Source organism: Mycobacterium sp. 94-17 (assembly GCF_035617725.1).
In the GTDB taxonomy this organism is placed as follows: Bacteria; Actinomycetota; Actinomycetes; order Mycobacteriales; family Mycobacteriaceae; genus Mycobacterium.
Genome location: NZ_JAPIYN010000003.1, coordinates 239426 through 262870 on the forward strand (window position 1 = coordinate 239426; position 23445 = coordinate 262870).

19 protein-coding genes are annotated in these 23445 nt (G+C 68.0%); 12 read left to right on the forward strand and 7 right to left on the reverse strand.

What is annotated here, in order from left to right:
- Position 1: 1 nt before the first annotated feature.
- Genes OQ789_RS05870 through OQ789_RS05880 form a run of 3 tightly spaced genes read right to left on the reverse strand, consistent with a single transcriptional unit; the run spans position 2 to position 3057 of the window.
- Positions 2–2461, reverse strand: a complete 2460-nt coding sequence (locus tag OQ789_RS05870; RefSeq protein WP_324684122.1) for a putative adhesin — start codon at positions 2459–2461, stop codon at positions 2–4.
- Between the two features lie 4 nt (positions 2462–2465).
- A complete protein-coding gene (locus OQ789_RS05875) occupies positions 2466–2756 on the reverse strand; it encodes a WXG100 family type VII secretion target (protein ID WP_324684124.1) in 291 nt (96 codons plus the stop codon).
- Positions 2749–3057: a WXG100 family type VII secretion target gene (locus tag OQ789_RS05880; RefSeq protein ID WP_324684126.1), complete on the reverse strand. Its 309-nt coding sequence runs from the start codon at positions 3055–3057 to the stop codon at positions 2749–2751. Before OQ789_RS05880 ends, OQ789_RS05875 begins: the two co-directional genes overlap by 8 nt.
- A 60-nt stretch (positions 3058–3117) precedes the next feature.
- Between OQ789_RS05880 and OQ789_RS05885 the strand changes: the two genes are divergently transcribed.
- From OQ789_RS05885 to OQ789_RS05915, 7 genes are all read left to right on the forward strand, one after another.
- A complete protein-coding gene (locus OQ789_RS05885) occupies positions 3118–3387 on the forward strand; it encodes a glutaredoxin family protein (RefSeq protein ID WP_324684127.1) in 270 nt (89 codons plus the stop codon).
- A 125-nt stretch (positions 3388–3512) separates the two neighbouring features.
- Entirely contained in the window at positions 3513–4883 is a 1371-nt protein-coding gene (locus tag OQ789_RS05890; RefSeq protein WP_324684128.1) for a glutamyl-tRNA reductase, read from the forward strand.
- Positions 4884–4896: 13 nt separating this feature from the next.
- Entirely contained in the window at positions 4897–5844 is a 948-nt protein-coding gene (hemC, locus tag OQ789_RS05895) for a hydroxymethylbilane synthase (protein ID WP_324684253.1), read from the forward strand.
- A gap of 23 nt (positions 5845–5867) precedes the next feature.
- The gene (locus tag OQ789_RS05900; protein WP_324684130.1) at positions 5868–7529 is read left to right on the forward strand and encodes a uroporphyrinogen-III synthase; all 1662 of its coding nucleotides are present in this window, start codon (positions 5868–5870) and stop codon (positions 7527–7529) included.
- A 68-nt stretch (positions 7530–7597) separates the two neighbouring features.
- On the forward strand, positions 7598–8587 hold the full coding sequence (gene hemB / locus OQ789_RS05905; protein ID WP_324684132.1) for a porphobilinogen synthase: 990 nt from the start codon (positions 7598–7600) through the stop codon (positions 8585–8587).
- Between the two features lie 13 nt (positions 8588–8600).
- Positions 8601–9152 (forward strand): DUF3093 family protein, encoded by a 552-nt coding sequence (locus OQ789_RS05910; RefSeq protein ID WP_324684133.1) that lies wholly within the window; start codon positions 8601–8603, stop codon positions 9150–9152.
- Positions 9149–9409, forward strand: coding sequence for a hypothetical protein (locus OQ789_RS05915; RefSeq protein WP_324684135.1), 261 nt, complete (start codon positions 9149–9151; stop codon positions 9407–9409). Before OQ789_RS05910 ends, OQ789_RS05915 begins: the two co-directional genes overlap by 4 nt.
- On the opposite strand, the gene OQ789_RS05920 is transcribed toward OQ789_RS05915, so the two are convergent.
- Positions 9403–9846 carry an STAS domain-containing protein gene (locus tag OQ789_RS05920; RefSeq protein WP_324684137.1) on the reverse strand — a complete coding sequence of 148 codons (444 nt, stop codon included), beginning with the start codon at positions 9844–9846 and terminating at the stop codon, positions 9403–9405. The two genes, OQ789_RS05915 and OQ789_RS05920, sit on opposite strands and share 7 nt — an antisense overlap.
- Before the next feature lie 395 nt (positions 9847–10241).
- Here OQ789_RS05920 and OQ789_RS05925 point away from each other — a divergent pair, with 395 nt between their 5' ends.
- Both OQ789_RS05925 and OQ789_RS05930 read left to right on the forward strand, forming a co-directional pair.
- On the forward strand, positions 10242–11468 hold the full coding sequence (locus tag OQ789_RS05925; RefSeq protein ID WP_324684140.1) for an acyltransferase: 1227 nt from the start codon (positions 10242–10244) through the stop codon (positions 11466–11468).
- Between the two features lie 90 nt (positions 11469–11558).
- Positions 11559–12245 carry an Rv0518 family GDSL lipase gene (locus OQ789_RS05930; protein WP_324684142.1) on the forward strand — a complete coding sequence of 229 codons (687 nt, stop codon included), beginning with the start codon at positions 11559–11561 and terminating at the stop codon, positions 12243–12245.
- Between the two features lie 212 nt (positions 12246–12457).
- On the opposite strand, the gene OQ789_RS05935 is transcribed toward OQ789_RS05930, so the two are convergent.
- Positions 12458–14569: an acyltransferase family protein gene (locus tag OQ789_RS05935; RefSeq protein WP_324684144.1), complete on the reverse strand. Its 2112-nt coding sequence runs from the start codon at positions 14567–14569 to the stop codon at positions 12458–12460.
- A 51-nt stretch (positions 14570–14620) separates the two neighbouring features.
- Positions 14621–15484, reverse strand: a complete 864-nt coding sequence (locus tag OQ789_RS05940) for an alpha/beta hydrolase (RefSeq protein ID WP_324684146.1) — start codon at positions 15482–15484, stop codon at positions 14621–14623.
- Between the two features lie 434 nt (positions 15485–15918).
- Between OQ789_RS05940 and OQ789_RS05945 the strand changes: the two genes are divergently transcribed.
- From OQ789_RS05945 to OQ789_RS05955, 3 genes are all read left to right on the forward strand, one after another.
- Positions 15919–17064 carry an LLM class flavin-dependent oxidoreductase gene (locus tag OQ789_RS05945; RefSeq protein ID WP_324684148.1) on the forward strand — a complete coding sequence of 382 codons (1146 nt, stop codon included), beginning with the start codon at positions 15919–15921 and terminating at the stop codon, positions 17062–17064.
- A 5-nt stretch (positions 17065–17069) separates the two neighbouring features.
- On the forward strand, positions 17070–18416 hold the full coding sequence (locus OQ789_RS05950) for an MFS transporter (protein WP_324684150.1): 1347 nt from the start codon (positions 17070–17072) through the stop codon (positions 18414–18416).
- A gap of 81 nt (positions 18417–18497) precedes the next feature.
- Positions 18498–19865, forward strand: coding sequence for an amino acid permease (locus tag OQ789_RS05955; RefSeq protein ID WP_324684152.1), 1368 nt, complete (start codon positions 18498–18500; stop codon positions 19863–19865).
- Between the two features lie 7 nt (positions 19866–19872).
- Here the strand turns inward: OQ789_RS05955 and car are convergent, their stop codons facing one another.
- Positions 19873–23433 (reverse strand): carboxylic acid reductase, encoded by a 3561-nt coding sequence (gene car / locus OQ789_RS05960; RefSeq protein WP_324684154.1) that lies wholly within the window; start codon positions 23431–23433, stop codon positions 19873–19875.
- Positions 23434–23445 lie beyond the last annotated feature (12 nt).

Here is a 23445-nt window from a genome sequence, read left to right on the forward strand (position 1 = left end):
GTCAATGTCTTGACCTCTCGTAGGCTGTAAATTTATCACTATATTTATCATAAATTCCACTCACGTGGTATACCTTGCCCGTCGGAGCAGTCGGATCAAATGTGCATACCGCGAGGTCGACCAAGCCCATATTCTCGTGAATAATTGCACTGATAAGAGTGGGGCTTGTTACCGTCAGGGGTGAACCTAGAATGTTCAAACCATCGGGAGGGTGAATTGTATAATTGGGGATAAGATCATCCGGTTTAAATGTTTTCGAATAAACCCCAGACGTGTCACCACCGGTTTCGATAAGGTTGCCAAGTGAGTCGGTAATAGTCGAGCCGTGCTCGGCAAAGGTCGTGATGCTGGAGCCGCTCGGCACGGTAAGGAAGCCATCGCTGGGGTCGTAGCTCCCGTGTCCGCTTATGGCGTGCCTCTTGCTGTGCGGGATTTCGTCCTCTGGTTCCGCCTCGCCGGTCGATTGTCCCTGGTTGTGGTCGCCGGGGTTGGATCGGGAGTCGTCTGGCGGCGGTGGCTCCTCTCGAGGGGTTTCGTTGCGGACGGATACCGAGGGCGGCGCGCCGTCGCCGTTGCCGAGCGGATGCGCCGCGCCTCCGTCGCCGGCCGGGTGGGGGCCCCCGCCGTGCGGCTCGCCGGGTGGGACGGGAGGTTGTCCGTCGTGGGGCACATCACCCAAGCCGGGAGGTACTTCGACAGGAGCGCCGCCGCCCATCGGGACTGAACGTGGCGGCAGATGCGGCGGCGAAGGAGCTGCGGCGGCGGGCGCCGACGGAAGTCCGGTGTTCGCAGACCCCGCAGCAGGCACCGCGGGCGCGGGCGGGGGGACCGGCTCCACAGGTTTCGGATGGGGTAGCAGCGCTTGCTCGGCCGGCACCGATACCGGCGGCTTTCCGCCGGGCGCGGCAGGCACCGCGGGCGGTTTCGGCTCGCCGGTGTGAGGCGGCGTCCCGCCAGCGGGCGGCTTGGATTCCGTCGGGCTGTGCGGCAGCGGATCTTCGCCCGGCGCCGGCTTGCCCGGGGACGCCGGCGGGCGCGGTTCCGCCGGCTTCGGTTGGCTCGGCCCCGGCGGCGTGGGTGCCGTCGGTGCCGGCTCCCGGGGCTCAAGCGAGGGGACCCTGGGGAATTCTGGCGGCTTCTCGAAGGCTTTCAGCGCGTCCGCTGCGGTGTGCCCTACTTTGCCCACCTTGGAAAGCGGTCCACCGGGCAAGACCAGAGTTGCCACGTCGAAGAGGCTCTTGCCGAGTGCTTCGGCGGGGTTGGAACTCCACTCGTCCCAATGAGTTACGTCCTTACCCAACGCTTTCCATGATTCGGCGACCCCGGGGCCACCGTCGGGCCCCAAGCCGACGAGCGTCCCAACGCCGGTAGCCATGCCCTTCAGGGTGTCGGCGTAACCCTCGGGGTCGAACATCGCGTGGAATTGGCTGATGTCGTACAGGCCTTTGACGAAATCCCAGCCCTCGACGCCGAAGCCTGTGAATGTCTGGCCCACCTGATTGAGCGCCCTGCCGACCGGCGTCCCGTGCAGGAAGTGGTCCCACTCTTTATCCGCCCACTGGGCCATATACTTTGCGGCGGTCGCGGCGTCGGCCATGGTGGCCTTGATTTGGCCGCGCAGCGTTTCGGCCTCCTGGGCGAAGTTGTCGAGCACCCTGCGGATGTCGTCGGCGATTCTCTTGATCTCGTCTTCGTCTTTGTCGGTCAGCAGATCCCAGACCTCTTTGATTCCGGTCATTGGATCGCAGATGCGCGACAGCAGATCCAAGATCGCCGCGTGGACCTTGTCGATCTTGGTCGCGTAGCTGTTGAGTAGCGCCGCGATCGGTTGGCATTGCCGCGCAACGCTGGCGGTGGCGTCCGACGCATCGGCCAACGCTTTGTTGATGGCCGCGCCCTCGGGAATCCGCTGCGCGGCAATGGCGGCCATCGTCGCACCGCCAGCCGCGATCTCCGTCGTCATGAAGGTGACGCCCGCAGTCGTCCACGCCGTCGCGGCGGCGCGCAACTTCGCCGAATCGCCTGTGGGCCAGATCATTCCGATATACGGCGCGACCCAGTCCCAGCCCGCGGGGGCGCTGCTGCCAGCGCCGACGGCCGACGGCGGCGACGTCCCGATGGGCAACGGCGCCGTCACGGGCGGTGTCGGCAGACCCCCGGCGCGGCCCGTGACATCCGACATCGCCTCGGCGAGCGCATAGTTGTGCGCCGACATCCGCGCGCCGTCCCCGATGCTGCACAGTCCATTGCGGGTGCTGGTCATCGCATCGATCACCGTAGTCGCCGCGCCGTTGTACGCGTGGCCCACCGCCGCGCCTACCGGATCGTTACCGGCCATGCCCGCGCTGCCCGCCAGCGCCGTGGTCAATGTCGAGATGACCGACCCCAGCGAAACGCCGGTGGCCACTACCGTGGCACCGGCGCGGTCTAGAGCAGTCGGGTCACACGCCAGTGGCGCCATGTCGTCACGACCACATACCGAGATTCGTCGATATCGCGCCGGTGTAGTTGTGATGCGCCATGCCGGCCACCTGCCCCAGCTGCGTCAGCGCTTCGCGCATCATCGCCTCGCCACGGACCCAGTGCTGATGCGCCTGGGCGTGAGCGGCCGCGGCACGGCCCGTCCACGATATGTGCAAACGCGTTACACGAGAATCGATTTCGGCAATGCTGTCTTCAACGTGGCGCTGAAATGCTGCCATTCGTTGCACCGCGTCCGTCAACGCCTGGGGATCAACCCGAAACGCCTCAGCCACCGCGCACCGCCAGTTCCGCCTGGGCGGACAAGGCCTCGTTGTCCTGATACGCCCTGCAGGCCTGGCCCACCAGCTGCGCCAGCATCGACAACCCGAGCTCTACCTCGCGGGCGCCCTTGTGCCACAGCTCCCACGCGGATCCGTACGCCGTGCCCGCCGCACCGTGCCAACCGGCGAGCAGCTGACCCACCTGATCGTCGAGATCGGCTAGCTGAGCCGAGAGATGCTCGGCCGCACCGCTGAGCGAGGCGGCAGTGCCTTGCATCACGACGGGATCGACCCGCAGCGTCTCGTCAGCCATGGCCGGGAACATAACGACTGGTGGGGAGCGTCACAAGTCAGCGATGCCAGACTGGTCCGCATGACGCACGCCCTCGGCCGCCCGCAGGTGGAGCTGCTGACCCGCGACGGGTGCGCCATCTGCGAGCGCGTTCATGCGCGGTTGGCCGAACTGGCCGATGAGCTGGGCTTCGACTTGTCGATGACCGACGTCGACACCGCGGCCGCGGCGGGCAACACCGCGCTGCGGGCCGAGTTCGGCGATCGGCTGCCGGTGATCCTGCTCGACGGCCGCGAGCACAGCTACTGGGAGATCGACGAACCCCGGCTGCGGGCCGATCTCGGCCGCTGACCCGCGCGCCCCTGTCCGGCCGGCCGGCGCCTGGCAATTATTTGGTAGCCCAGCTGATAAACGATTACCGTGGACAGCAGTTCATTTACTGGAGGAAGCAAGGGAGCTGGCCAGGTGATGCTGCCGTGAGCGTCTTGCTCTTCGGGGTTTCGCACCGCAGTGCGCCGGTCTCCGTCCTGGAACAACTCAGCATCGACGAGTCCGATCAGGGCAAGATTGTCGACCGGGTGTTGCAGTCACCGCTGGTGACCGAGGCGATGGTGCTGTCGACCTGTAACCGGGTCGAGGTCTACGCGGTGGTGGACGCGTTTCACGGCGGGTTAGCGGTGATCGGGCAGGTGCTGTCGGAGCAGTCCGGGATGTCGATGGCCGACCTCACCAAGTATGCGTACGTCCGCTACAGCGAGGCCGCCGTCGAGCATCTGTTCGCGGTGGCCAGCGGCCTGGATTCCGCGGTGATCGGCGAGCAGCAGGTGCTCGGCCAGGTCCGTCGGGCCTATGCCAGCGCCGAGACCAACCGCACCGTCGGCCGCGTCCTGCACGAGCTGGCCCAGCGGGCGTTGTCGGTGGGCAAGCGGGTGCATTCCGAAACCGCCATCGACGCCGCGGGTGCCTCGGTGGTATCCGTCGCGCTCAGCATGGCCGAACGCCGCCTGGGCGGGCTGTCGGGCAAGACCGCGGTCCTGGTCGGCGCCGGAGCGATGGGCGCGCTGGCCGCGGGCCACCTTTCTCGTGCCGGCATCGGGCAGGTTCACGTCGTCAACCGGTCGTTGTCCCGGGGTCAGCGCCTGGTCCGCAAGATCTGCGACGCCGGTGTGCGGGCCGACGCCCTGCCCTTGGAGCGCCTGGCCGACACCTTGGCGTGCGCCGACGTGGTCGTGAGCTGCACCGGGGCCGTGACCCCGGTGGTCTCGCTGGCCGACGTGCACCACGCGCTGGCCGCCGCGCGCCGCAACGAAGAGTTCAGGCCGCTGGTGATCTGCGACCTGGGCATGCCGCGTGACGTCGATCCGGCGGTGGCCGGGCTGCCCGGCGTCTGGGTGGTCGATGTGGACCGCGTGCAGCGCGAGCCGACGGCCCACGCCGCCGCGGCGGACGTCGACGCCGCCCGCACCATCGTCGCCACCGAAGTTGCTGCCTACCTGGCCGGGCAGCGAATGGCGGAGGTGACGCCGACCGTGACGGCGCTGCGCCAGCGCGCCGCCGATGTGGTCGAAGCGGAGCTGCTGCGCCTCGACAACCGGCTGCCCGGGCTCGAGAGCGGCGAGCGTGAAGAGGTGGCCCGCACCGTGCGACGGGTGGTGGACAAGCTGCTGCACGCGCCGACCGTGCGGATCAAACAGCTCGCCAGCGCGCCCGGCGGTGACAGCTACGCCGAGGCGCTACGCGAACTCTTCGAACTCGACCAGACTGCCGTCGATGCCGTGGCCGCGGGCGAATTGCCGGTCGTGGCAAACGGATTCGATGCGGGCACTCCTCCGCAAACCGCCGAGTAGGCAATTGGCGAACGTGATCCGGATAGGCACCCGGGGCAGCCTGCTGGCCACCACCCAGGCCGGGGTCGTCAGAGACGCTTTGATCGCGCTGGGCCACCCGGCGGAACTGGTCACGATCAGCACGGCCGGGGACCGCTCGTCGGCGCCCATCGAGTCGCTCGGGGTGGGTGTCTTCACCACCGCGCTGCGCGAGGCCATGGAGGAGGGCGGTGTCGACGCCGCGGTGCACTCCCATAAAGACCTGCCGACGGCCGACGATCCGAGGTTTGCTGTGGCGGCCATACCGGTGCGCAACGACCCGCGCGATGCGGTGGTGGCGCGGGATGGCCTGGTGCTCGCCGAGTTGCCTTCGGGTTCGCTGGTGGGCACCTCGTCGCCGCGGCGGGCCGCGCAGCTTAGAGCATTGGGTCTCGGTTTGGAAATCCGCCCCCTACGAGGCAACCTAGATACCAGGTTGAACAGGGTAAGCAGTGGTGATCTGGATGCGATCGTGGTAGCCCGGGCGGGACTGGCCCGGATCGGTCGCCTCGACGATGTCACCGAAACGCTAGAGCCGGTGCAGATGTTGCCCGCACCGGCTCAAGGTGCGCTCGCCGTCGAATGCCGTGCCGGTGACAGCCGGCTGGCGGCGGTGCTGGCGGAACTGGACGATGCCGACACGCGCGCGTCGGTCACCGCGGAGCGAGCCCTGCTGGCCGAACTGGAGGCCGGTTGCTCCGCACCGGTGGGCGCGATCGCCGAGGTGGTCGAGTCCATCGATGAGGACGGCCGGATCTTCGAAGAGCTGTCGCTGCGCGGTTGCGTGGCGGCGCTGGACGGGTCCGACGTGATCCGCGCGTCCGGTATCGGAAGTCCCGATCGGGCACGGGAGCTGGGGCTTTCGGTGGCCGCGGAGCTGTTCGAGCTGGGCGCCCGAGAGTTGATGAACGAAGCCCGGCAAGACCCGGCGCGAGGAAATTAAATGCGAGTTACGTGGGAGCGACAATGACGACGCGAGGCCGTAAGCCGACACCCGGCCGCATCACGTACGTGGGCTCCGGCCCGGGTGACCCGGGATTGCTGACGACCCGGGCCGCCGCGGTGCTGGCGAACGCCGCCCTGGTGTTCACAGACCCTGACGTGCCTGAGCCGGTGCTGGCCCTGATCGGCAAAGACCTGCCGCCGGTTTCGGGCCCGGCCCCGGCCGACCCGGCCGCCGGCAATGGCGGCAGCGGTTCCGAGCAGGGCAAGGCGCAGCCGGCGGTGATATCCGGTGGCCCCGATATCCGTCCGGCGCTGGGTGACCCCGCCGAGGTGGCCAAGACGCTGACCGCCGAGGCGCGCACGGGCGTCGACGTGGTGCGGCTGGTGGCCGGCGACCCGCTGACGGTCGACGCGGTCATCACCGAGGTCAACGCCATCGCGCGGAGCCATCTGCACATCGAGATCGTGCCCGGGCTGGCCCCCAGCGACGCGGTTCCGACGTACGCGGGGTTGCCGCTGGGCTCTTCGCACACGGTCGCCGACGTGCGCGACCCCCATGTGGACTGGGAGGCGCTGGCCGCGGCGCCCGGCCCGCTGATCCTGCAGGCCACGTCGTCGCATCTGGCGGACGCGGCGCGCACCCTGATCGAGCACGAGCTCGCCGAGAACACCCCGTGCGTGGTGACCGCGCACGGCACCACCTGTCAGCAGCGTTCCATCGAAACCACGCTGCACGGGTTGACCGACTCCGCCGTGCTGGGCGGTACCGACCCCGCCGGCCCGCTGACCGGCCCGCTGGTGGTGACGATCGGCAAGACGGTGGCCAGCCGGGCGAAGCTGAACTGGTGGGAAAGCCGTGCGCTGTACGGCTGGACCGTGTTGGTGCCGCGCACCAAAGACCAGGCCGGCGAGATGAGCGAGCGGCTGACGTCCTACGGCGCGCTGCCCATCGAGGTGCCGACCATCGCGGTCGAGCCGCCGCGAAGCCCGGCTCAAATGGAAAGGGCCGTCAAGGGATTGGTCGACGGCCGCTTCCAGTGGGTGGTGTTCACCTCGACAAACGCGGTGCGTGCGGTGTGGGAGAAGTTCGGTGAGTTCGGTCTGGACGCCCGCGCGTTCTCCGGAGTGAAGATCGCGTGTGTGGGCGAGTCGACCGCCGACCGGGTCCGCGCGTTCGGGATCAGCCCCGAACTGGTGCCAGCCGGTGAGCAGTCCTCGTTGGGTCTGCTCGACGACTTCCCGCCCTACGACAGCATTTTCGACCCGGTCAATCGGGTCCTGCTGCCGCGCGCCGACATTGCCACCGAGACGCTGGCCGAGGGTCTGCGCGAACGTGGCTGGGAGATCGAGGATGTCACCGCCTACCGGACCGTGCGGGCCGCCCCGCCGCCGGCCGAAACGCGGGAGATGATCAAGACCGGCGGCTTCGATGCGGTGTGCTTCACGTCCAGTTCCACGGTGCGCAACCTGGTCGGCATCGCCGGCAAGCCGCACGCACGGACGATCATCGCCTGCATCGGCCCCAAGACCGCCGAGACCGCCGCCGAATTCGGCCTGCGGGTTGATGTCCAGCCCGAGACCGCCGCCGTCGGTCCACTGGTCGACGCGCTCGCCGAACACGCCGCGCGGTTGCGCGCCGAGGGTGCGCTGCCGCCGCCGCGCAAGAAGAGCCGCAGGCGTTAGTGGCGATCGCCAGCGCGGCGGAGCCGGGCGCAGCGGGTCGCCACCATGGGCGTTAGCGGGTCGCCACCATGAGCGGTAGCGCCTACCCGCGGCACCGCCCGCGCCGGCTTCGCACCACCCCGGCGTTGCGTCGTCTGGTAGCGCAAACATCTTTGGAGCCAAGGCATTTGGTGCTGCCGATGTTCGTCGCCGACGGCATCGACGAACCACGGCCGATCAGTTCGATGCCCGGCGTGGTGCAGCACACCCGTGATTCGTTGCGCCACGCGGCCGCCGGCGCCGTCGCCGCGGGGGTGGGCGGGTTGATGCTGTTCGGTGTGCCCCGTGCGGAGGACAAGGATTCGATCGGGTCGGCCGGAACCGACCCCGACGGCATCCTGAATGTCGCGTTGCGGGACCTGGCCAAGGACCTCGGCGACGCGACCGTGTTGATGGCCGACACCTGTCTGGACGAGTTCACCGACCACGGGCACTGCGGCGTTCTCGACGACAGGGGCCGGGTCGACAACGACGCCACGGTGGCCCGGTACGTGGAACTCGCTGTGGCGCAAGCAGAATCGGGCGCTCAGGTGGTGGGGCCGAGCGGCATGATGGATGGTCAAGTGGGGGCGATTCGCGACGGCATGGACGCCGCGGCCTTCACCGATGTGGCGATTCTGGCCTACGCCGCCAAGTTCGCCTCGGTGTTCTACGGTCCCTTTCGCGAGGCGGTCGGTTCCAGCCTGTCCGGCGACCGGCGCACCTACCAGCAGGAGGCGGGTAACGCCCGGGAGGCGCTGCGCGAGGTCGCGCTCGACATCGACGAGGGCGCCGACATCGTGATGATCAAGCCGGCCCTGGGTTATCTCGACGTGGTCGCGGCCGCGGCGGACGTTTCGCCCGTTCCCGTCGCCGCCTATCAAGTGTCAGGGGAGTACGCGATGATCTGCGCTGCCGCCGCGAACAATTGGATCGACGAGCGCGCAGCGGCGCTGGAGTCACTGACCAGCATCCGGCGCGCCGGAGCGGATATCGTTCTCACGTATTGGGCCGCGAATGCGGCAGGCTGGCTCTCGTGAGACGGAGCTTGCGATGACGACCTACGGCGACACCGCACCCAAGCCGTTGTTCTACGAACCCGGCGCCAGCTGGTGGTGGCTGGCGTGCGGCCCGGCCGCGGCGGCGGCCATGGTCGCGATCGAAATCTGGAGCGGCGCCCCGGTATCGCTGGTGGTGCCCGCGATCTTCCTCGTGCTCGTGTCGGCGTTCCTGGGGCTGCAGGTGAAGGCCGCGCGTATCCACGTCTCTGTCGAGCTCACCCAAGACGCACTGCGCCAGGGCACCGAGACGATTCTGGTCCGCGAAATCCTGAAGGTGTATCCGGAGGCCGAGAACCACGAAGCCTCCGGCAAAGACCTGGCGAGGTGGCAGTCGGCCCGGGCGCTCGGCGAACTGGTCGGAGTGCCCCGCGGCCGCGTCGGCATCGGTCTCAAGCTCACCGGCGGACGCACGGCCCAGGCCTGGGCGCGTCGCCATCGCCAGCTACGGGCCGCGCTGACCCCGCTGGTCCAAGAGCGGGTGGACCCCCCCGGCTCCGACGTGGTTGAAAAGGACTGGGACGACGACGCGGGAGCGGCGCAGTGAACGCCCGCAACCGCGCGGTGCTCGAGCTCGCCCTGGCCTGCGCCGGGCTCGTGTGCGCGGGACTGAGCTGGTTGCACTCGCGTCATACCGTGACCGTGGCACCGATCGCGGACGGGCAGCCCTCCACGTCGTCGCTGGTTTACGACCCGCAGCTGCTTCTGCTGACGCTGGTGCTGTTGACCTGCGCCGGGGTGCTGGCGGTGGTCGGAATCGGTCGGCTGCGGCGCGCGCGCCCGGCAGCCAAACGGTCTTACTGAAGGGTCTTGCTGACCAGGGGTAACGCCATCCGGCGGCGGAGCACGATGGCGTCCGCCCGGTCCTTGAGCGCCTCGTGAACCGTGCGCATGATCGGGAAGCTGGCGTGGTGACCGGTGTCGTCCAGCACCTGGGTGACCGCTGAGCTGGCGACCAGGGTCCAATCCACCCCGGCTGCGCGACAATCGGCATCGAACGCGTACAGCAACGAAATGCCGGCTCCAGCAAATTCGCTGACGTCGGCGACGTCGAGCACCACGGGGTTTTCTCCGAGTGTGAAACGCGCAATATGACCACGAATCCGGTCAACGTTCTCATCGTTGATTTCGCCGCGGATGTGGACCACGGTGGCCAGGTGGCGATAGTGCGCCCGAACCTGTGCGCCTGCGCAATCAAACACGCAGTTGTCGTGGCCAGTCTGGCTGCCTGCGATCGTCATGCAGACCCCTCACTCTCCGTGGCGTTCGCGCTGTGACCGGGGGGCGCTTCCGCGCTCACCAAGCAACGCCTAGAACGCTAGTTCCCAAGCATAAGGGGACCGGAAGCCGCGTCTAACGCTTTGCTAAGAAACATTGGCGGGCCCGCTGCGATACTCCGCTGAGCAAACGTCCAGCGGAATATCAGGCGATCGGAATACCCCGGAACGTTCTGTGCCACACCCGTCACCGTCCACGCATCGCGACGGTTGCACTGCTAGGCTGCCAAGGCTGCCGGTTATTGGTCGGGGCGTTTGTGACGTGGCGAGATGTCCACCCTTTCGCGATAGTGGGGCCCGAAGTAGCACGGGCCGACCTAGCAGGACAACGAACAGCAGGATTCGACGGGAAGAGCAGCGTGCGGGGCGGAGAAATCCGAGGCGAGATCACGGCCCTGACGGGGCTCCGGATCGTCGCGGCGCTCTGGGTGGTGCTGTTCCACTTCCGGCCGATGCTCGGCGATCTGTCGCCCGATTTTCGTGACGCCCTGGCGCCGGTGCTCAATTGTGGCGCTCAGGGCGTCGACCTTTTCTTCATCCTCAGCGGGTTCGTGCTGACGTACAACTACCTCGACCGCATGGGCCGGTCCTGGTCGACCCGCGCGACCCTGCATTTCCTGTGGCTGCGACTGGCGCGGGTGTGGCCGGTCTACCTGGTCACCCTGCATCTGGCCGCCCTGTGGGTGATCTTCACCTTGCACGTCGGTCATGTGCCGTCGCCGGATGCCGCCCAGCTCACCGCGATCAGCTACGTGCGCCAAGTCCTGTTGGTGCAGTTATGGTTCGTGCCGTTCTTCGACGACTCGAGTTGGGACGGGCCGGCCTGGTCGATCAGCGCGGAATGGCTCGCCTATGTGCTCTTCGCTGTCGTGGTGCTGGTCCTGCTACGGATGAAACAAACCACCAGGGCGCGCAGCCTGATGGTGCTGGCGTTCGCGGCATCGCTGCCCCCCGTGCTGATGTTGCTCGCCAGCGGCCACTTCTACACGCCGTGGAGTTGGCTGCCGCGAATCGTCACGCAATTCACGGCGGGCGCATTGGCCTGTGTCGCGGTACGCAGGCTGCGGCTGGGCGACCGGGGCCGCCGCGTTGCCGGATACGTCTCCCTGCTTCTGCTGGCCGCCATGGTGGGCGTGCTGTATTGGTTTGGCGCGCACCCGATATCGGGCGTGGTGGAGAACGACAGTGGCGGCGTCGTCGACGTGTTGTTCGTGCCGCTGGTGATCTCGCTGTCCATCGGGCTCGGGAGCCTGCCGAGGGTCTTGTCGGCCCGCGTGATGGTCTACGGCGGCAAGATCTCGTTCTGCCTGTACATGGTGCACGAGCTGGTGCACACCGCCTGGGGCTGGGCCGTAGAGCAATTCGAGCTCGACACCCTGGACAACCCCTGGAAATGGAACGTCATCGGGCTGCTTGCGATCGCCCTGGTCGCCTCGGTGCTGCTGTATCACGGTGTCGAAGAGCCGGCCCGCCGTTGGATGCGCAAGATGGTCGACGTCAGAGCCGTGGACGCGAGAAGCGATTCGAACGGTAAGCTGCATCCGATAGACCGTCCGCTGGAAGCGGTTTCGGCCCGCGCGGTGTGATCACCGCCTCAACGGCCGGCCGCGATTCACCGGGAATACTTGATGAGGACGCGGTGGCACTTGACGATGCCCTAGACACAGGAGGTGAGAGTGAGTCGTCTGACCTCCTTTCTCATCGGGTTGAGTTTTCTGATCGGCGTCGGCTTGGTGTATCCGGCCCAATTGCGCACCTACGAGACGCTGACGCTGGACTTTCGCATGAATCACGTTGCAGTGGTGGGGGATTCGTATACCACCGGCACGGGCGAGGGCGGTGTGGGGCCGAGATCGTGGACGTCGCGCGCGTTCGGGGTTCTCAGGTCGCGGGGTTCGCGGATCTCGAGCAATGTGGCGGCGGAAGGCAGGGCCGGTTATGCCGCGCCGGGTGACCACGGCAGCATCTTCGAGGATCTGACCGCCCGGGCGGTCCAGCCCGACGACGCGCTGGTGGTGTTCTTCGGCTCCCGCAACGACCAGGGGATCGATCCCGCGACGCTGACCGTAAAGACCAACGCCGCTTTGGATTTGGCGCGCCGCACGGCACCGGCGGCGCGGCTGCTGGTGATCGGGCCGCCCTGGCCGACCGCCGACGTCCCGCCGTCGATGTTTCTGATCCGCGACGTCCTCGGTGGCGCGGCCCGGGCGGTAGGTGCGACGTTCATCGATCCGATCGCCGAACACTGGTTCGTCGGCCGGCCCGACCTGATCGGCGCCGATGGGGTGCATCCGAATGACGCGGGCCATCAGTACATGGCCGACAAGATCGCCCCGCTCATCGGCACGCAGCTGTCCATCTGACTCAGGTGTGACGGGCGGTAGCGGGGGTCAGTCGTCCGCGTGCCGCTGGTAGTCCCAGCGCTCCAGGCGGTCTTGCACGTGCAGGAAGGCGATTCCGGCGAACGGCGCGGTTACTGCGATGCAGACCAGCAACAGCGCGGACATGATGCTAGAACCTCCAAGAGCCTTTTACTGATCCGACGTTGGCCGGCCGCGAAAAGTTCATTCGCTACTCACCCCTTCGCCAGCACGCGGTCGGTGAGCGCACCCAGCAACGGTGCCACCAACTGCGCGTACTGGGTTGTCACGTGGTTGTCGTCGCGGAACACCAGGGTGTTGCCGACGATGACCGGGCAGCGCTCGGGGGTGCAGAACATGTCGGTCAGGTCGGCGTAGTGGCCGCCGCTACGGGCCGTCACCGCCTGCTCGGCGGCGATCCCGCCGCCATCGACTGCCTCGGGTTTTGTTGGCGTACAAGAACTTACATCGTCAAGATGACCGGACAGGCACGTCGGCACGGACGACTGCGGGTCCGGGGCCGGTCCCAGGACCAGCACGCTCGCGCCCGTGGCGCGCAACTGGGCCACCGTGTTACCGAGGGTGTCGATCCACGCCGGGTCATAGGAGGTGAAGCCGAAGTCGCCCCCGTAGCGCCGGCTCATGTCCAGCACGATCAGCCGGGGGTGCTCGGCGTTCATCCGGGCCATGATCTGGGCGCGCCACTGTTCGCATTCGATGTATTCGCGGCCCAGATACGGGCTGGTGATGTGCAGGTCCTGCAGCGGGCAGGTCACCTTGGCCAGCGTCTCCAGCCGCCAGTGCCGCTGCTCGGCGAGCCGCTCGAAGGAGGGGTTCCACATGGCGGCGTGCGAGTCGCCGATCAGGGCGACGGTGGTCGTCGAGGCGGTGTCGCCCGTCGCGCACTCGCTTTGTCCCACGTCGCGCCAGGAGCGGACGCAGCCGTTGACGAACACGGCGGCCTTGTCGGCGGGCGCCTTGGCCAGCGGCGGGTCCAGGTTCGACGGGACGGCCCGCAGGCCCACGGCCGCCGCGAGAGCGTCGCGCGCCTGACCGAACGCCTGACGAACCGCGGCTTCCTGGGGGCTGACGGCGGCGACGTTGGCCGGCGGTGTCGCGATGATGTTGGCGCGCGGAGCCGCCACCCCGTGGCCCACCGGCGCCGGAATCACGTTGAGCAGCACCATGCATGCGCACGCGGTGGCGGCACTCGCGCCACCGGTCACCACCAGGCTGACCTTCGCCGACCGGCGCAGCGCCGCGGCGAAACGTCCCGGATTCTCCACCAGGTGCAGGGTGATGACGGCGAGCCCGGCGGACACACCCGTCGCGCTCAGCCTGGCCGGCAACCCCGCGGGCTCGTCGAGCAGCGCGGGCAACAGCAGCAGCACCGGCCAGTGCCACAGGTACCACGAATAGGAGATCCGGCCGATCGCGCGCATCGACGGGCGAGACAGCAGGCGGCCGGGCCCGAGACCGCCGGTGACGGCGCCGCCGCCGACGATCAGCGCGGTACCCAGCACCGGCAGCAGCGCCTCGATACCGGGATAGGGGGTGTGGGAATTGAGTTGGGTGCAGGTCAACAGGATCAACGCCAGACCGCCCCACCCGGCGATCGACGCGGTCCGCAGCGACAGCCCGCGCCACTGCGGGATCGTCAGGGCCACCAGGCCACCTGCGGCCAACTCCCAGGCGCGGGTGGGCAGCGAGAAGAACGCCCACGACGGCGAGGTGCGGGTCCAGATAGTGCCCGCCGTCAACGATGCCCCCACGATCACCGCGAGGACCGCCGCGTATGGGGTCGCACCGCGAAGCCGCGGAATGCGCCGGACCGACCAGGCGACGGCGATGATCAGCACCGGCCATAGCAGATAGAACTGCTCTTCCACGCCCAGCGACCAGTAGTGCTGAAAGGGCGAGGGCGCCTCGGAGGCCAGGTAGTCGGTGCCACGCGCCGCGAACCGGTAGTTGCCGACGTACAAGGCGCTGGCGATGCCGTCGAGAAACACGCTGCGCGCCTGCAGGGGAGGTAACACCGCGGCCGCGCCGATTGCGGTGATGGCGCCGACGATGGCCGCCGCCGGCAGCAGCCGTCGCGCGCGCGCTCCGTAAAACCGGCCCAGCCGAACGGTATTGGTGGTGCTCGCCTCGCGGAAGAGCAGCCCGGTGATCAGGAAGCCGGAGATCACGAAGAAGACGTCCACGCCGACGTAGCCGCCGGTGAGCCCCGGGATGCCCGCGTGATAGAGCACGACCGCGATCACCGCGACGGCGCGCAGTCCCTCGATGTCGGGCCGGAATCCGCTTCGGGAAGTCTGCCTTCCCACGGAATGTGGGTTGCCTGCGACTGATTGCTCCCGAAGTGTCATCTGCGTGGGCTAGGTCGCCATCCAGGCCAGCTCGGCGGGCAGTTGGCTGCGCCAGTAGGCGACGTCGTGTCCGCCGAGGGAGAAACTGCCCGCGGGCGGAGTCTTCAGCTGATAGACGAATTGTTTTGTGGCGAAATAGAAACGGTCGAAATTGCCGCAGTCCACGCGCAGCGGGATCGAATTCAGCGCCGGCAGGCCCAGCACGCTGTTCTGCACGAAGTCATCGTTGCTGTCGAATGCCCCGGGCGCACTCAGCGGATACGAGGTGTACAAAGCGGGGCTGATCGCGCAGATGCCTGCGGTCCGCGCCGGGCCCAGCTTGGCGCCCAGCCGAAGCGCCCCGTAGCCGCCCATCGACCACCCCATGAAACCGACGCGGGAGGTGTCGAAGCCCATCGTGGACAGCATCGGCAGCAGCTCGTCGAGCACCATGGCGCCCGAGTCCTCGCCGGATTCCCTTTTGTGCCAGTAGCCGTTGCCGCCGTCGACGCCGACCACCGCGAACGGCGGCCTGCCCTCCTTGGCCAGCTGGGCCAGCCCGTCCGGGACGCCCATGTCGACCATCTGGTTGGCATCGCCGTCCACGCCGTGCAGGGCGATCACGGGCCGCAGCGACCCGGTCTGCCCCGGCGGCATGGCGATCACGTAGTTGGTCTTGATCCCCCCGCGGGCCGCCGACACGAACGACCCGGTGAGCCGGGTCGGCAGGGCCTTGCCCGCCGTCGGCGGCTCGAACGGCGCGGGAGCCTGCGGCAGTGTCGCGGCGCGCGACGCGGCCGGAGCCAGCAGGGAGCTGAAGGTGAGCACGCCGGTGGCCCCGAGTCCGGCACCGGCGCCCATCCGGAGCACCGCTCGGCGTGTGAGGTCAGGCATGATCGCAATAATGCCGCGCGAAGCGGGGATCACCCGCCGAGCCACGCCGTATTGGAAGCATTGTGTGATCTGGCGTGACTGATCGGTCACGGATCGGTGATCTTTGCGCCGTCGCCGCGGACATCCGGCGCGGGCAAACGAGCGCCGGGTTGCGCCGCCGTGCCGGACCGTAGTCATCGTAGCGGCGAATCCGCCGATCGGCGCCGGCGAAATCATTGCGATCGTATTGCCTTCTGGGACAGCGCTAGACGCGGCGCCGCCGGCGTGACGGCGGCGCCCCGCCGTGGACGGTTCGGGGTGCGCGGGCCGCGGCCGCCGCGGCGCGGCCGGTGGTGCGCCGGGGATGCAATCTCGCAGGTTTCAACCCTCGCCCGCCGACGCTGTCGTCAACAAGGATGAAGCCCGGCGTATGCGGAGTGAAAGAGGATTGTGACTTGAGTCTCGCGTTTCATTGGTTTCTGCCGACCTACGGCGATTCGCGGAATCTGGTTGCGGGTGGACACGGCACGGCGATGTCGGGCGACCGGCCTGCCACGCTGAAGTATCTGCGCCAGATCTGCACGGCCGCCGAAGACAACGGGTTCGAAGCCGTCCTGACGCCCACCGGATTGTGGTGTGAGGACGCGTGGTTGACGACGGCGATGCTGGTCGAATCGACCGAGACCCTGAAATTTCTGGTGGCGTTTCGCCCGGGGATGCTGAGTCCGACCCTGGCCACGCAGATGGCCGGCACCTTCCAGCGACACTCGCAGGGACGGCTGCTGCTCAACGTCGTCACCGGCGGCGAACCGCACGAGCAACGGGCCTACGGCGACTTCCTGGACAAGGAGGCGCGGTACGCGCGCACCGCAGAGTTCCTGCATGTGGTGCGTCGGCTGTGGACCGCCAAAGAGCCGGTGACCTTTACCGGGGAACACATCCGGGTCGAGGACGCACAGCTGAACAACGCGCCCGACCCGATACCGGCCGTGTTTTTCGGCGGGTCTTCGGCAGCCGCCGGGCCGGTGGCGGCCGAACACTCCGACGTGTATCTCACCTGGGGCGAGCCGCGGGCCGCGGTGGCCAAAAAGCTCGACTGGATTCGCGGCCTGGCGGTCGATGCCGGCCGAATCCTACGCTACGGCTTGCGAATTCACGTGATCAGCCGCGACACGTCCGCCCAGGCATGGGCCGAGGCCGACCGGTTGCTCGCCGCGATCGACCCGGCCGACGTCGCACGAGTGCAGGCCAGCCTGGCGCGCAGCGAATCCGAAGGCCAGCGCCGCATGCTGGATCTGCACGGCGGCGACAGCGGCAGATTGCTGATCGCGCCCAACCTGTGGGCCGGGGTGGGCCTGGTCCGCGGGGGAGCCGGCACCGCACTGGTCGGGTCGCACGCCGAGGTCGCCGAGCGACTGGCCGAATACGCCAAATTGGGTATCTCCCACTTCATCTTGTCCGGGTATCCGCATCTGGAAGAGGCCTACTGGTTCGGCGAAGGCGTGCTGCCGCTGCTCGAGCGGATGGGTTTGTGGCGACATCCCAACCGCAAGTCGCACCCGGCAACGGCGACGCCGTTCGCGGTCGCCTCGGCGCACTAGCGGCCATGGCGGCCACCCTGCCGGCGCCGGCACCCGACGCCGGAGTCGTCACCCCGGCACCCGAATCCTCCGAACAACAGCGCCGGCGGCTGCGCATCGTCGTCGCGGCCAGCCTGCTGGGCACCACCGTCGAGTGGTACGACTTCTTCCTGTATGCCACCGCGGCCGGCCTGGTGTTCAACAAGGTGTTTTTTCCCAGCGAAAGCTCTTTGGTGGGAACACTATTGGCGTTCGCAACCTTCGCCGTCGGGTTCGTCATGCGGCCCATCGGGGGCCTGGTGTTCGGCCACATCGGCGACCGGATCGGCCGCAAGCGCAGCCTGGCGCTCACCATGCTCATCATGGGCGCCGCCACGGCTCTGATCGGGGTGTTGCCGACGGCCGCGCAGATCGGCGCCTGGGCGCCGGTGCTGCTGCTGATCCTGCGCGTGCTACAGGGTTTCGCGCTCGGCGGCGAGTGGGGCGGGGCGGTGCTGCTGGCCGTCGAACACAGCCCCGGCGACCGGCGCGGCCGCTTCGGGGCGATCCCGCAGATCGGATTGGCGCTGGGCCTGGCCTTGGGCACCGGGATATTCGCTTTCCTGCAAGTCGCTTTGGGGCCCGCCCGGTTCCTCTCCTACGGCTGGCGCATCGGATTCCTGCTCAGCCTGCTGCTCGTCGTGATCGGTATCGTGGTCCGGTTACGGGTCGACGAGACACCGGAATTCCGTGCGCTGCAAGACCTGCGGGCCGCCTCCACCGTGCCGATCCGCGACATCATCCGCGAGCCGCGTTCGCGGCGCAACACCGTGCTGGGCCTGTTGTCGCGGTGGGGCGAGGGCTCGGCGTTCAACACGTGGGGCGTTTTCGCCATCAGCTACGCCACCGGCGCCCTGGGCCTGAATCGGGTGTCGGTGTTGGTGGTGGTGACCGTTGCCGCCCTGGTGATGGCGGTGCTGCTGCCGGTATCGGGGCGATTGACCGAGCGCTTCGGCGCGCGGCGGGTGTACCTGGCCGGCGTCGCCTGCTACGGGCTGGTGGCCTTTCCGGCCTTCGCCCTGTTCGGCACGAGGGACCTGGTGTGGTTCGGGCTGGCGATGATCGTCGTGTTCGGCGTGGTGCATGCGTTGTTCTACGGCGCGCAGGGCACCCTGTACTCCGCGCTGTATCCGACCGGCACGCGCTACACCGGGTTGTCGTTCGTCTACCAGGTCTCGGGCATCTACGCCTCGGGTGTCACCCCGATGATCCTGACCGCGCTGATCGCCGCGCTCGGCGGTGCGCCGTGGCTGGCGTGCGGGTATCTGGTTGCGACAGCGGTCATCAGCGTGGTCGCCACCGCGCTGATCCGCGATCGCGACCTGTATCTCTGACGGCCGCGACGAGGCGTTCGCCCCGGCTTGAATGCCGCCGAACCCCGCCCGGTTCCGCGGCCACCGGATATGTTGTGCTGCATGGCCGGCACGCCACGACTGCGTCAGGGGCTCTCGCAGCGCCAGCTCAGCATGATCGCGCTCGGCGGGGTGATCGGCGCGGGGTTGTTCGTCGGGTCCGGGGTGGTGATCAAAGACACCGGCCCGGCCGCGTTCCTCACCTATGCCCTGTGTGGTCTGCTCGTCGTTCTGGTGATGCGCATGCTCGGTGAGATGGCCGCGGCCAACCCGTCGACCGGATCGTTCGCCGACTACGCCGCCACCGCTCTGGGCGGCTGGGCGGGATTCTCGGTCGCCTGGCTGTATTGGTACTTCTGGGTGATCGTGGTCGGCTTCGAGGCGGTCGCCGGGGGCAAGGTCCTCAACTACTGGTTCCATGCGCCGCTCTGGCTGCTGTCGCTGTGCCTGATGGTGTTGATGACCGCGACCAACCTGTTCTCGGTGTCATCCTTCGGCGAATTCGAATTCTGGTTTGCCGGAATCAAAGTCGCGACCATCGTGGTCTTCCTGGTGGTGGGCACGGTGTACGTGCTGGGATTGGTGCCGCGCCATCCCGGCGGCCTGGCCAATCTGCACGCCCACGGCGGGTTCTTCCCACACGGCGTGGGGGCGGTGTTCGCCGCCGTCGTGGTGGTGATCTTCTCCATGGTGGGCGCCGAGATCGTCACCGTCGCTGCGGCGGAGAGCCGCGACCCCGAGCTCGCGGTGCGACGGGCGACGAGATCGGTCGTGGCCCGCATCGGAATCTTCTTCATCGGTTCGGTTTTCCTGCTGGTGGCGCTGTTGCCCTGGGATTCGGTGGAACTCGGCGCCTCACCGTATGTGGCAGCGCTCACACACATGGGGCTCTCGGGTGCGGATCAGGTGATGAACGCCGTGGTGCTGACCGCGGTGCTGTCCTGTCTGAACTCCGGTCTGTACACGGCGTCGCGCATGCTGTTCGTTCTCGCCGAACGGGGCGAGGCCCCAACGCAACTGGTCAGGCTGAGCGGGCGCGGCGTACCCCACGTCGCGATCTTGTGGTCGTCGGCCGTCGGGTTCGGTTGCGTCATCATGGCGCGGATCGCGCCGAACACGGTCTTCCTCTTCCTGCTCAACTCGTCGGGCGCCATCATCTTGTTCGTCTACTGGCTGATCGCGCTGTCGCAGATCATCCTGCGCCGCCGCGCGCCCGCGGAGAAGCTGACCGTGAAGATGTGGTTCTTTCCGGTGCTCTCGATTCTCACGCTGGCCGGAATCACCGCCGTGCTGGTGCAAATGGCGTTCGATCACACCGCGCGCAGCCAGCTGTGGCTCAGCCTGCTGTCGTGGGCGCTGGTGCTCGGGCTGTACGTCGTCGGGCGGGTCCGCGGCCGCATCGGCGAACCGAGCCCGGCTCGGAACCGCTAGGGCCAGCTCACCCCGCGCGTGCCTCCGTCCGCAGCAGCCCGAGCCGCTGCAGATCGCTTACGTATTTGTCGATCAAGGCCTCGGTCACGTGCGGCACATCCTTTTCGCTGCCGATCCCCGCCGATTGCACTGCGGCACGGAACTTTTCGGCAGGCATGCCGGTACCGTGCGTCGGCTGGCCGGGCTTGGCGTAGGCGTTCATCAGCGGCAGCAGCGAATTCTTGCGCTGGTTGTCGGGCAGCGCCTTCATCGCCTCGGTGAATCTGTCCAGCCACCGCTGGTAGTCGTCGATGCGCTCGATCTTGTGTCCGCCCGCGATCAGCCAGTCGACGAAGGTGTCCAGGGAGACGCCGTCGTCGTGGGTGTTGAGCACGTTGTAGGTGTGGTAGCCCTGCCGGGCGCGCGCGCCGAGGGTGGTGATGGCCCCGGCGGTGAAATCCGCGGGCAGCCCGTCGTAATGGGCGCGCTGCGGGTCGCCCGACGCATCGAGCTGATAGAACGACCGCGGTGCGATCCCGGTCGCCACCACGCTCAAGATCAGGCGGGTGAACATGTCGGGCACGTTGAGCTGGCCGGCGAAATCGCTGTGCGCCAGGATCATGTCGGACCGGAACACCGCGACCGGGACGCCGCACAGATCGTGGGCCTCCCGCAGCAGTACCTCGCCCGCCCACTTGCTGGTCGCGTAGCCGCCGGCGTACGACTCGTCGAGCGACCGCGACGGGCTCGCCGAACGCACATCGACATCCTCGCCGATGAAGCTCCCGTCCGGCAACGTGGTCACCGCCACGGTGGAGATGTAGTTGACCGGCTTGAGCCGCTTGGTGATTGCGAGTTTGATGATCTCCGCGGTGCCCACCACGTTGGGCCCGAAGAGCTGGCTGTAGGGCAGCACGTGGTTGACCAGTGCCGCCGAATGCACGATCAGGTCGACCGACTCGGCGAGCGCCTCGTAGGTGGGCGTGTCCAGGCCGAGATTGGGCGCGCCCACGTCACCGACCAGCACCCGCAACTGCTTGTCGGCCAATTCCCGGAAGCGCCGGGATAATTCGGCGTCGCCGCTGTCGATCGCGGCCTCGATGCGCTGGCGCCCGGCGATCGGGTCGGCGCCGCGGGCCAGGCAGATCACCGTGCCGCCGTCCTGGGCCAGCCGCTCGAGCCAATCCAGACACAGGAAGCGCCCGAGGTAGCCGTTGGCCCCGGTCAGCAGCACCGTGTCCACCGTGCCGGTCGCGGCGGGCAGCCGGGGAGCGGTGGCCAGCGTCTCGGCGTCGATGAAGCGGTCCAGCGTCAGGTCCGCGGCCCGGGCCTCCGTGGCGCCGCGGCCGTGCACCGATGCGAATGTCGGCCGCGTCGAGGCGGAGGTGCGTTCGCCGTCAACGAAATTCGCGACGGTGGTCAGGTTCGCGGTGGGGCTGACGATGGTCTGCACCGGCACGTCGATATTGAAGATCTCCGACAGCAGTGTGGCGAAAGAGAAAGCGGACAGCGAATCACCGCCCAGCTCAATGAATTTCGCATCGGCGCGCAGGGCGGTGTCCGCCGGCAGGCCCAGGGTGGCCGCGCCCGCGCGCCGCACGGTATCGATGGTGGGCAGCTCGCGACTGGCGGCACGCAGCTCGCCGAGCTGGTTGCCACCGCTGGCCTCGATGTCGTCGTACATGGCGTCGAGCCGTTCGCCGTAGTGGGCCTTGAGGGCCGGGCGCAGCAGCTTGCCGACCCCGGACAGCAGCCCGTTGTCCCGGGTGAAACGCTGTGATTCCAGCAGGAAGTCGCGCGGAATCTCATACGGGTGCAGGTGGGCGTCGGCGGCGATGCGTTGTAGCGAGTCGGCGATCAGGGCGCGCGCGTCCCCGTCGCCGACCGCGTCGCTGTTCGGCACGATCACGGCGAGCAGGAACGGCTGCTCACTGCTGCCGTAGAGAAAGATCTGCCGGATGTAGGGGCTGGCCGAGAACGTCGCCTCCAACTGGGACACCGCCACGAATTCGCCCTGCGACAGTTTGATCACGTTGTTGCTGCGATCCAGGTACACCAGGTGGTCGGGTTCCAGCTCGGCCATGATGTCGCCGGTCTTGTAGAAACCCTCGTCGTCGAAGATCTTTGCCGACAGCTCGGGGTGCTTGAAGTAGCCGGGAATCACGTTGCTGGCCTTGAGGTGCAGCTCGCCGCGCGGGTACGGCTGGTCGGAGGTGAGATAGCCCAGCTCGGGAACGTCGACCAGTTTGTAGTCGGTCACCGGTGGCCGCCGGATCCAGCCGCTGCGCATGATCCCGCCGCCGGTCTCGGTGGCCCCGTAGCCGTCGGCCACCGGGATGTCGAGCAGCGACTCCATGAAGGCGTGCATCTGCTTGGACAGCGGCGCGCTGCCGCACATCGCCGAGATCACGCGTCCGCCGAGGAAGTCTTGCCGCAGTTCGGTTTTCACCGCGTCATCGAGCTGCTCGCCGGAGAGCTCGCCGCCCTGGCGCTGGTCGAGCTCCTTGCGGTAGCGGCGAAAGAACATGTCGCACACCCGGGGAACCAGGTTCAGGGCGGTGGGCCGGACCAGGCCGATGTCGTCGAACAGGGTGGACATGTCGCTCCTGGCGGCGAAGTAGCCGATACCGCCGGAGGACAGGGTGGCGATCAGCCACTCCAATCCGTACACGTGCGACAGCGGCATGTACTGCAAGTGGATCGCCGGGATCAGCCGGCCGATGTCCACCGAGGGGCTGTGCGGCCGCTGCCAGATTCGGGTCATCATGTCGGAGGTGTACATGGCGCCCTTCGGGGCGCCGGTGCTACCTGAGGTGTAAATCAGCGTGGTCAACGGGTTTTCACCATCGGCCGGGATGAACGCCGGCGGCGGTGCAAGCCCGCGGCCCGTGTCGAGCTCGGCGGACAGCGACACCACCTCGGCGCGGTGCCCGGCGTCTGCCAGCCGCGCGCGGGCGTGGTCGAAGCGGCCGCGCTGGTCGTCGTCGGCGCCGGTGTAGTCGAACACCACCAGCCGCTGCACCGAGGGCGCGTCGGCCACGACATCTACTGCGGTGTCCAGGGATTCGACGCTCGCGGCGAGGACGCGCGGCTGGGTCTCGGCCACGATCGGGCCGAGCTGGGCCGCGGTGGAACTGGTCTGCAGCGGCACGAACACCGCGCCCAGCCGGATGCACGCCAGGTAATGCACCACGTAGTCGATGCTGGTGAAACCCAAGACGCCGACGAAGTCGCCCGGTCGCAGGCCGGCGGGCAGGCCGGATCGCCACGCGGCGGCCAGCGCCGCCATGCGGTCACCCAGCTCGCGGTAGGTGATGGTCTCGAATCCGGACAGCAGCGTGGTGGTCGCGCGGCCGGTCGCCGCATCGACGACCACCTCGCAGGCGCGCTGACCCAGCGCGGGCCGGTCCGCGTAACCACTCAGATAGGTGTCGACGACCTGGGCCAGTCGCAGTTCCGGGCGGTGCGCCGCGTCGGTCACCGCCGGCAACGCCGCGGCGGCCCGGAATTGGGGGTCGTTGGCGTACAGCTGCTCGACGCGTTCGGCTATCCGCCGGTCGCGGTCCGGGTCGGTGACGGTCTCTCTCATCGGCGGCTTCCT

Excerpts from the sequence above, each read along its gene's own strand:
- OQ789_RS05950 (WP_324684150.1), top strand. The coding sequence starts at position 17,070 with ATGGCGGCCACCCTGCCGGCGCCGGCACCCGACGCCGGAGTCGTCACC.
- OQ789_RS05910 (WP_324684133.1), top strand. The coding sequence starts at position 8,601 with ATGACGACCTACGGCGACACCGCACCCAAGCCGTTGTTCTACGAACCC.
- hemB (WP_324684132.1), top strand. The coding sequence starts at position 7,598 with ATGAGCGGTAGCGCCTACCCGCGGCACCGCCCGCGCCGGCTTCGCACC.
- OQ789_RS05940 (WP_324684146.1), bottom strand. The coding sequence starts at position 15,484 with ATGCCTGACCTCACACGCCGAGCGGTGCTCCGGATGGGCGCCGGTGCC.
- OQ789_RS05880 (WP_324684126.1), bottom strand. The coding sequence starts at position 3,057 with ATGGCTGACGAGACGCTGCGGGTCGATCCCGTCGTGATGCAAGGCACT.
- OQ789_RS05885 (WP_324684127.1), top strand. The coding sequence starts at position 3,118 with ATGACGCACGCCCTCGGCCGCCCGCAGGTGGAGCTGCTGACCCGCGAC.
- OQ789_RS05955 (WP_324684152.1), top strand. The coding sequence starts at position 18,498 with ATGGCCGGCACGCCACGACTGCGTCAGGGGCTCTCGCAGCGCCAGCTC.
- OQ789_RS05900 (WP_324684130.1), top strand. The coding sequence starts at position 5,868 with ATGACGACGCGAGGCCGTAAGCCGACACCCGGCCGCATCACGTACGTG.
- OQ789_RS05920 (WP_324684137.1), bottom strand. The coding sequence starts at position 9,846 with ATGACGATCGCAGGCAGCCAGACTGGCCACGACAACTGCGTGTTTGAT.
- car (WP_324684154.1), bottom strand. The coding sequence starts at position 23,433 with ATGAGAGAGACCGTCACCGACCCGGACCGCGACCGGCGGATAGCCGAA.
- OQ789_RS05870 (WP_324684122.1), bottom strand. The coding sequence starts at position 2,461 with ATGGCGCCACTGGCGTGTGACCCGACTGCTCTAGACCGCGCCGGTGCC.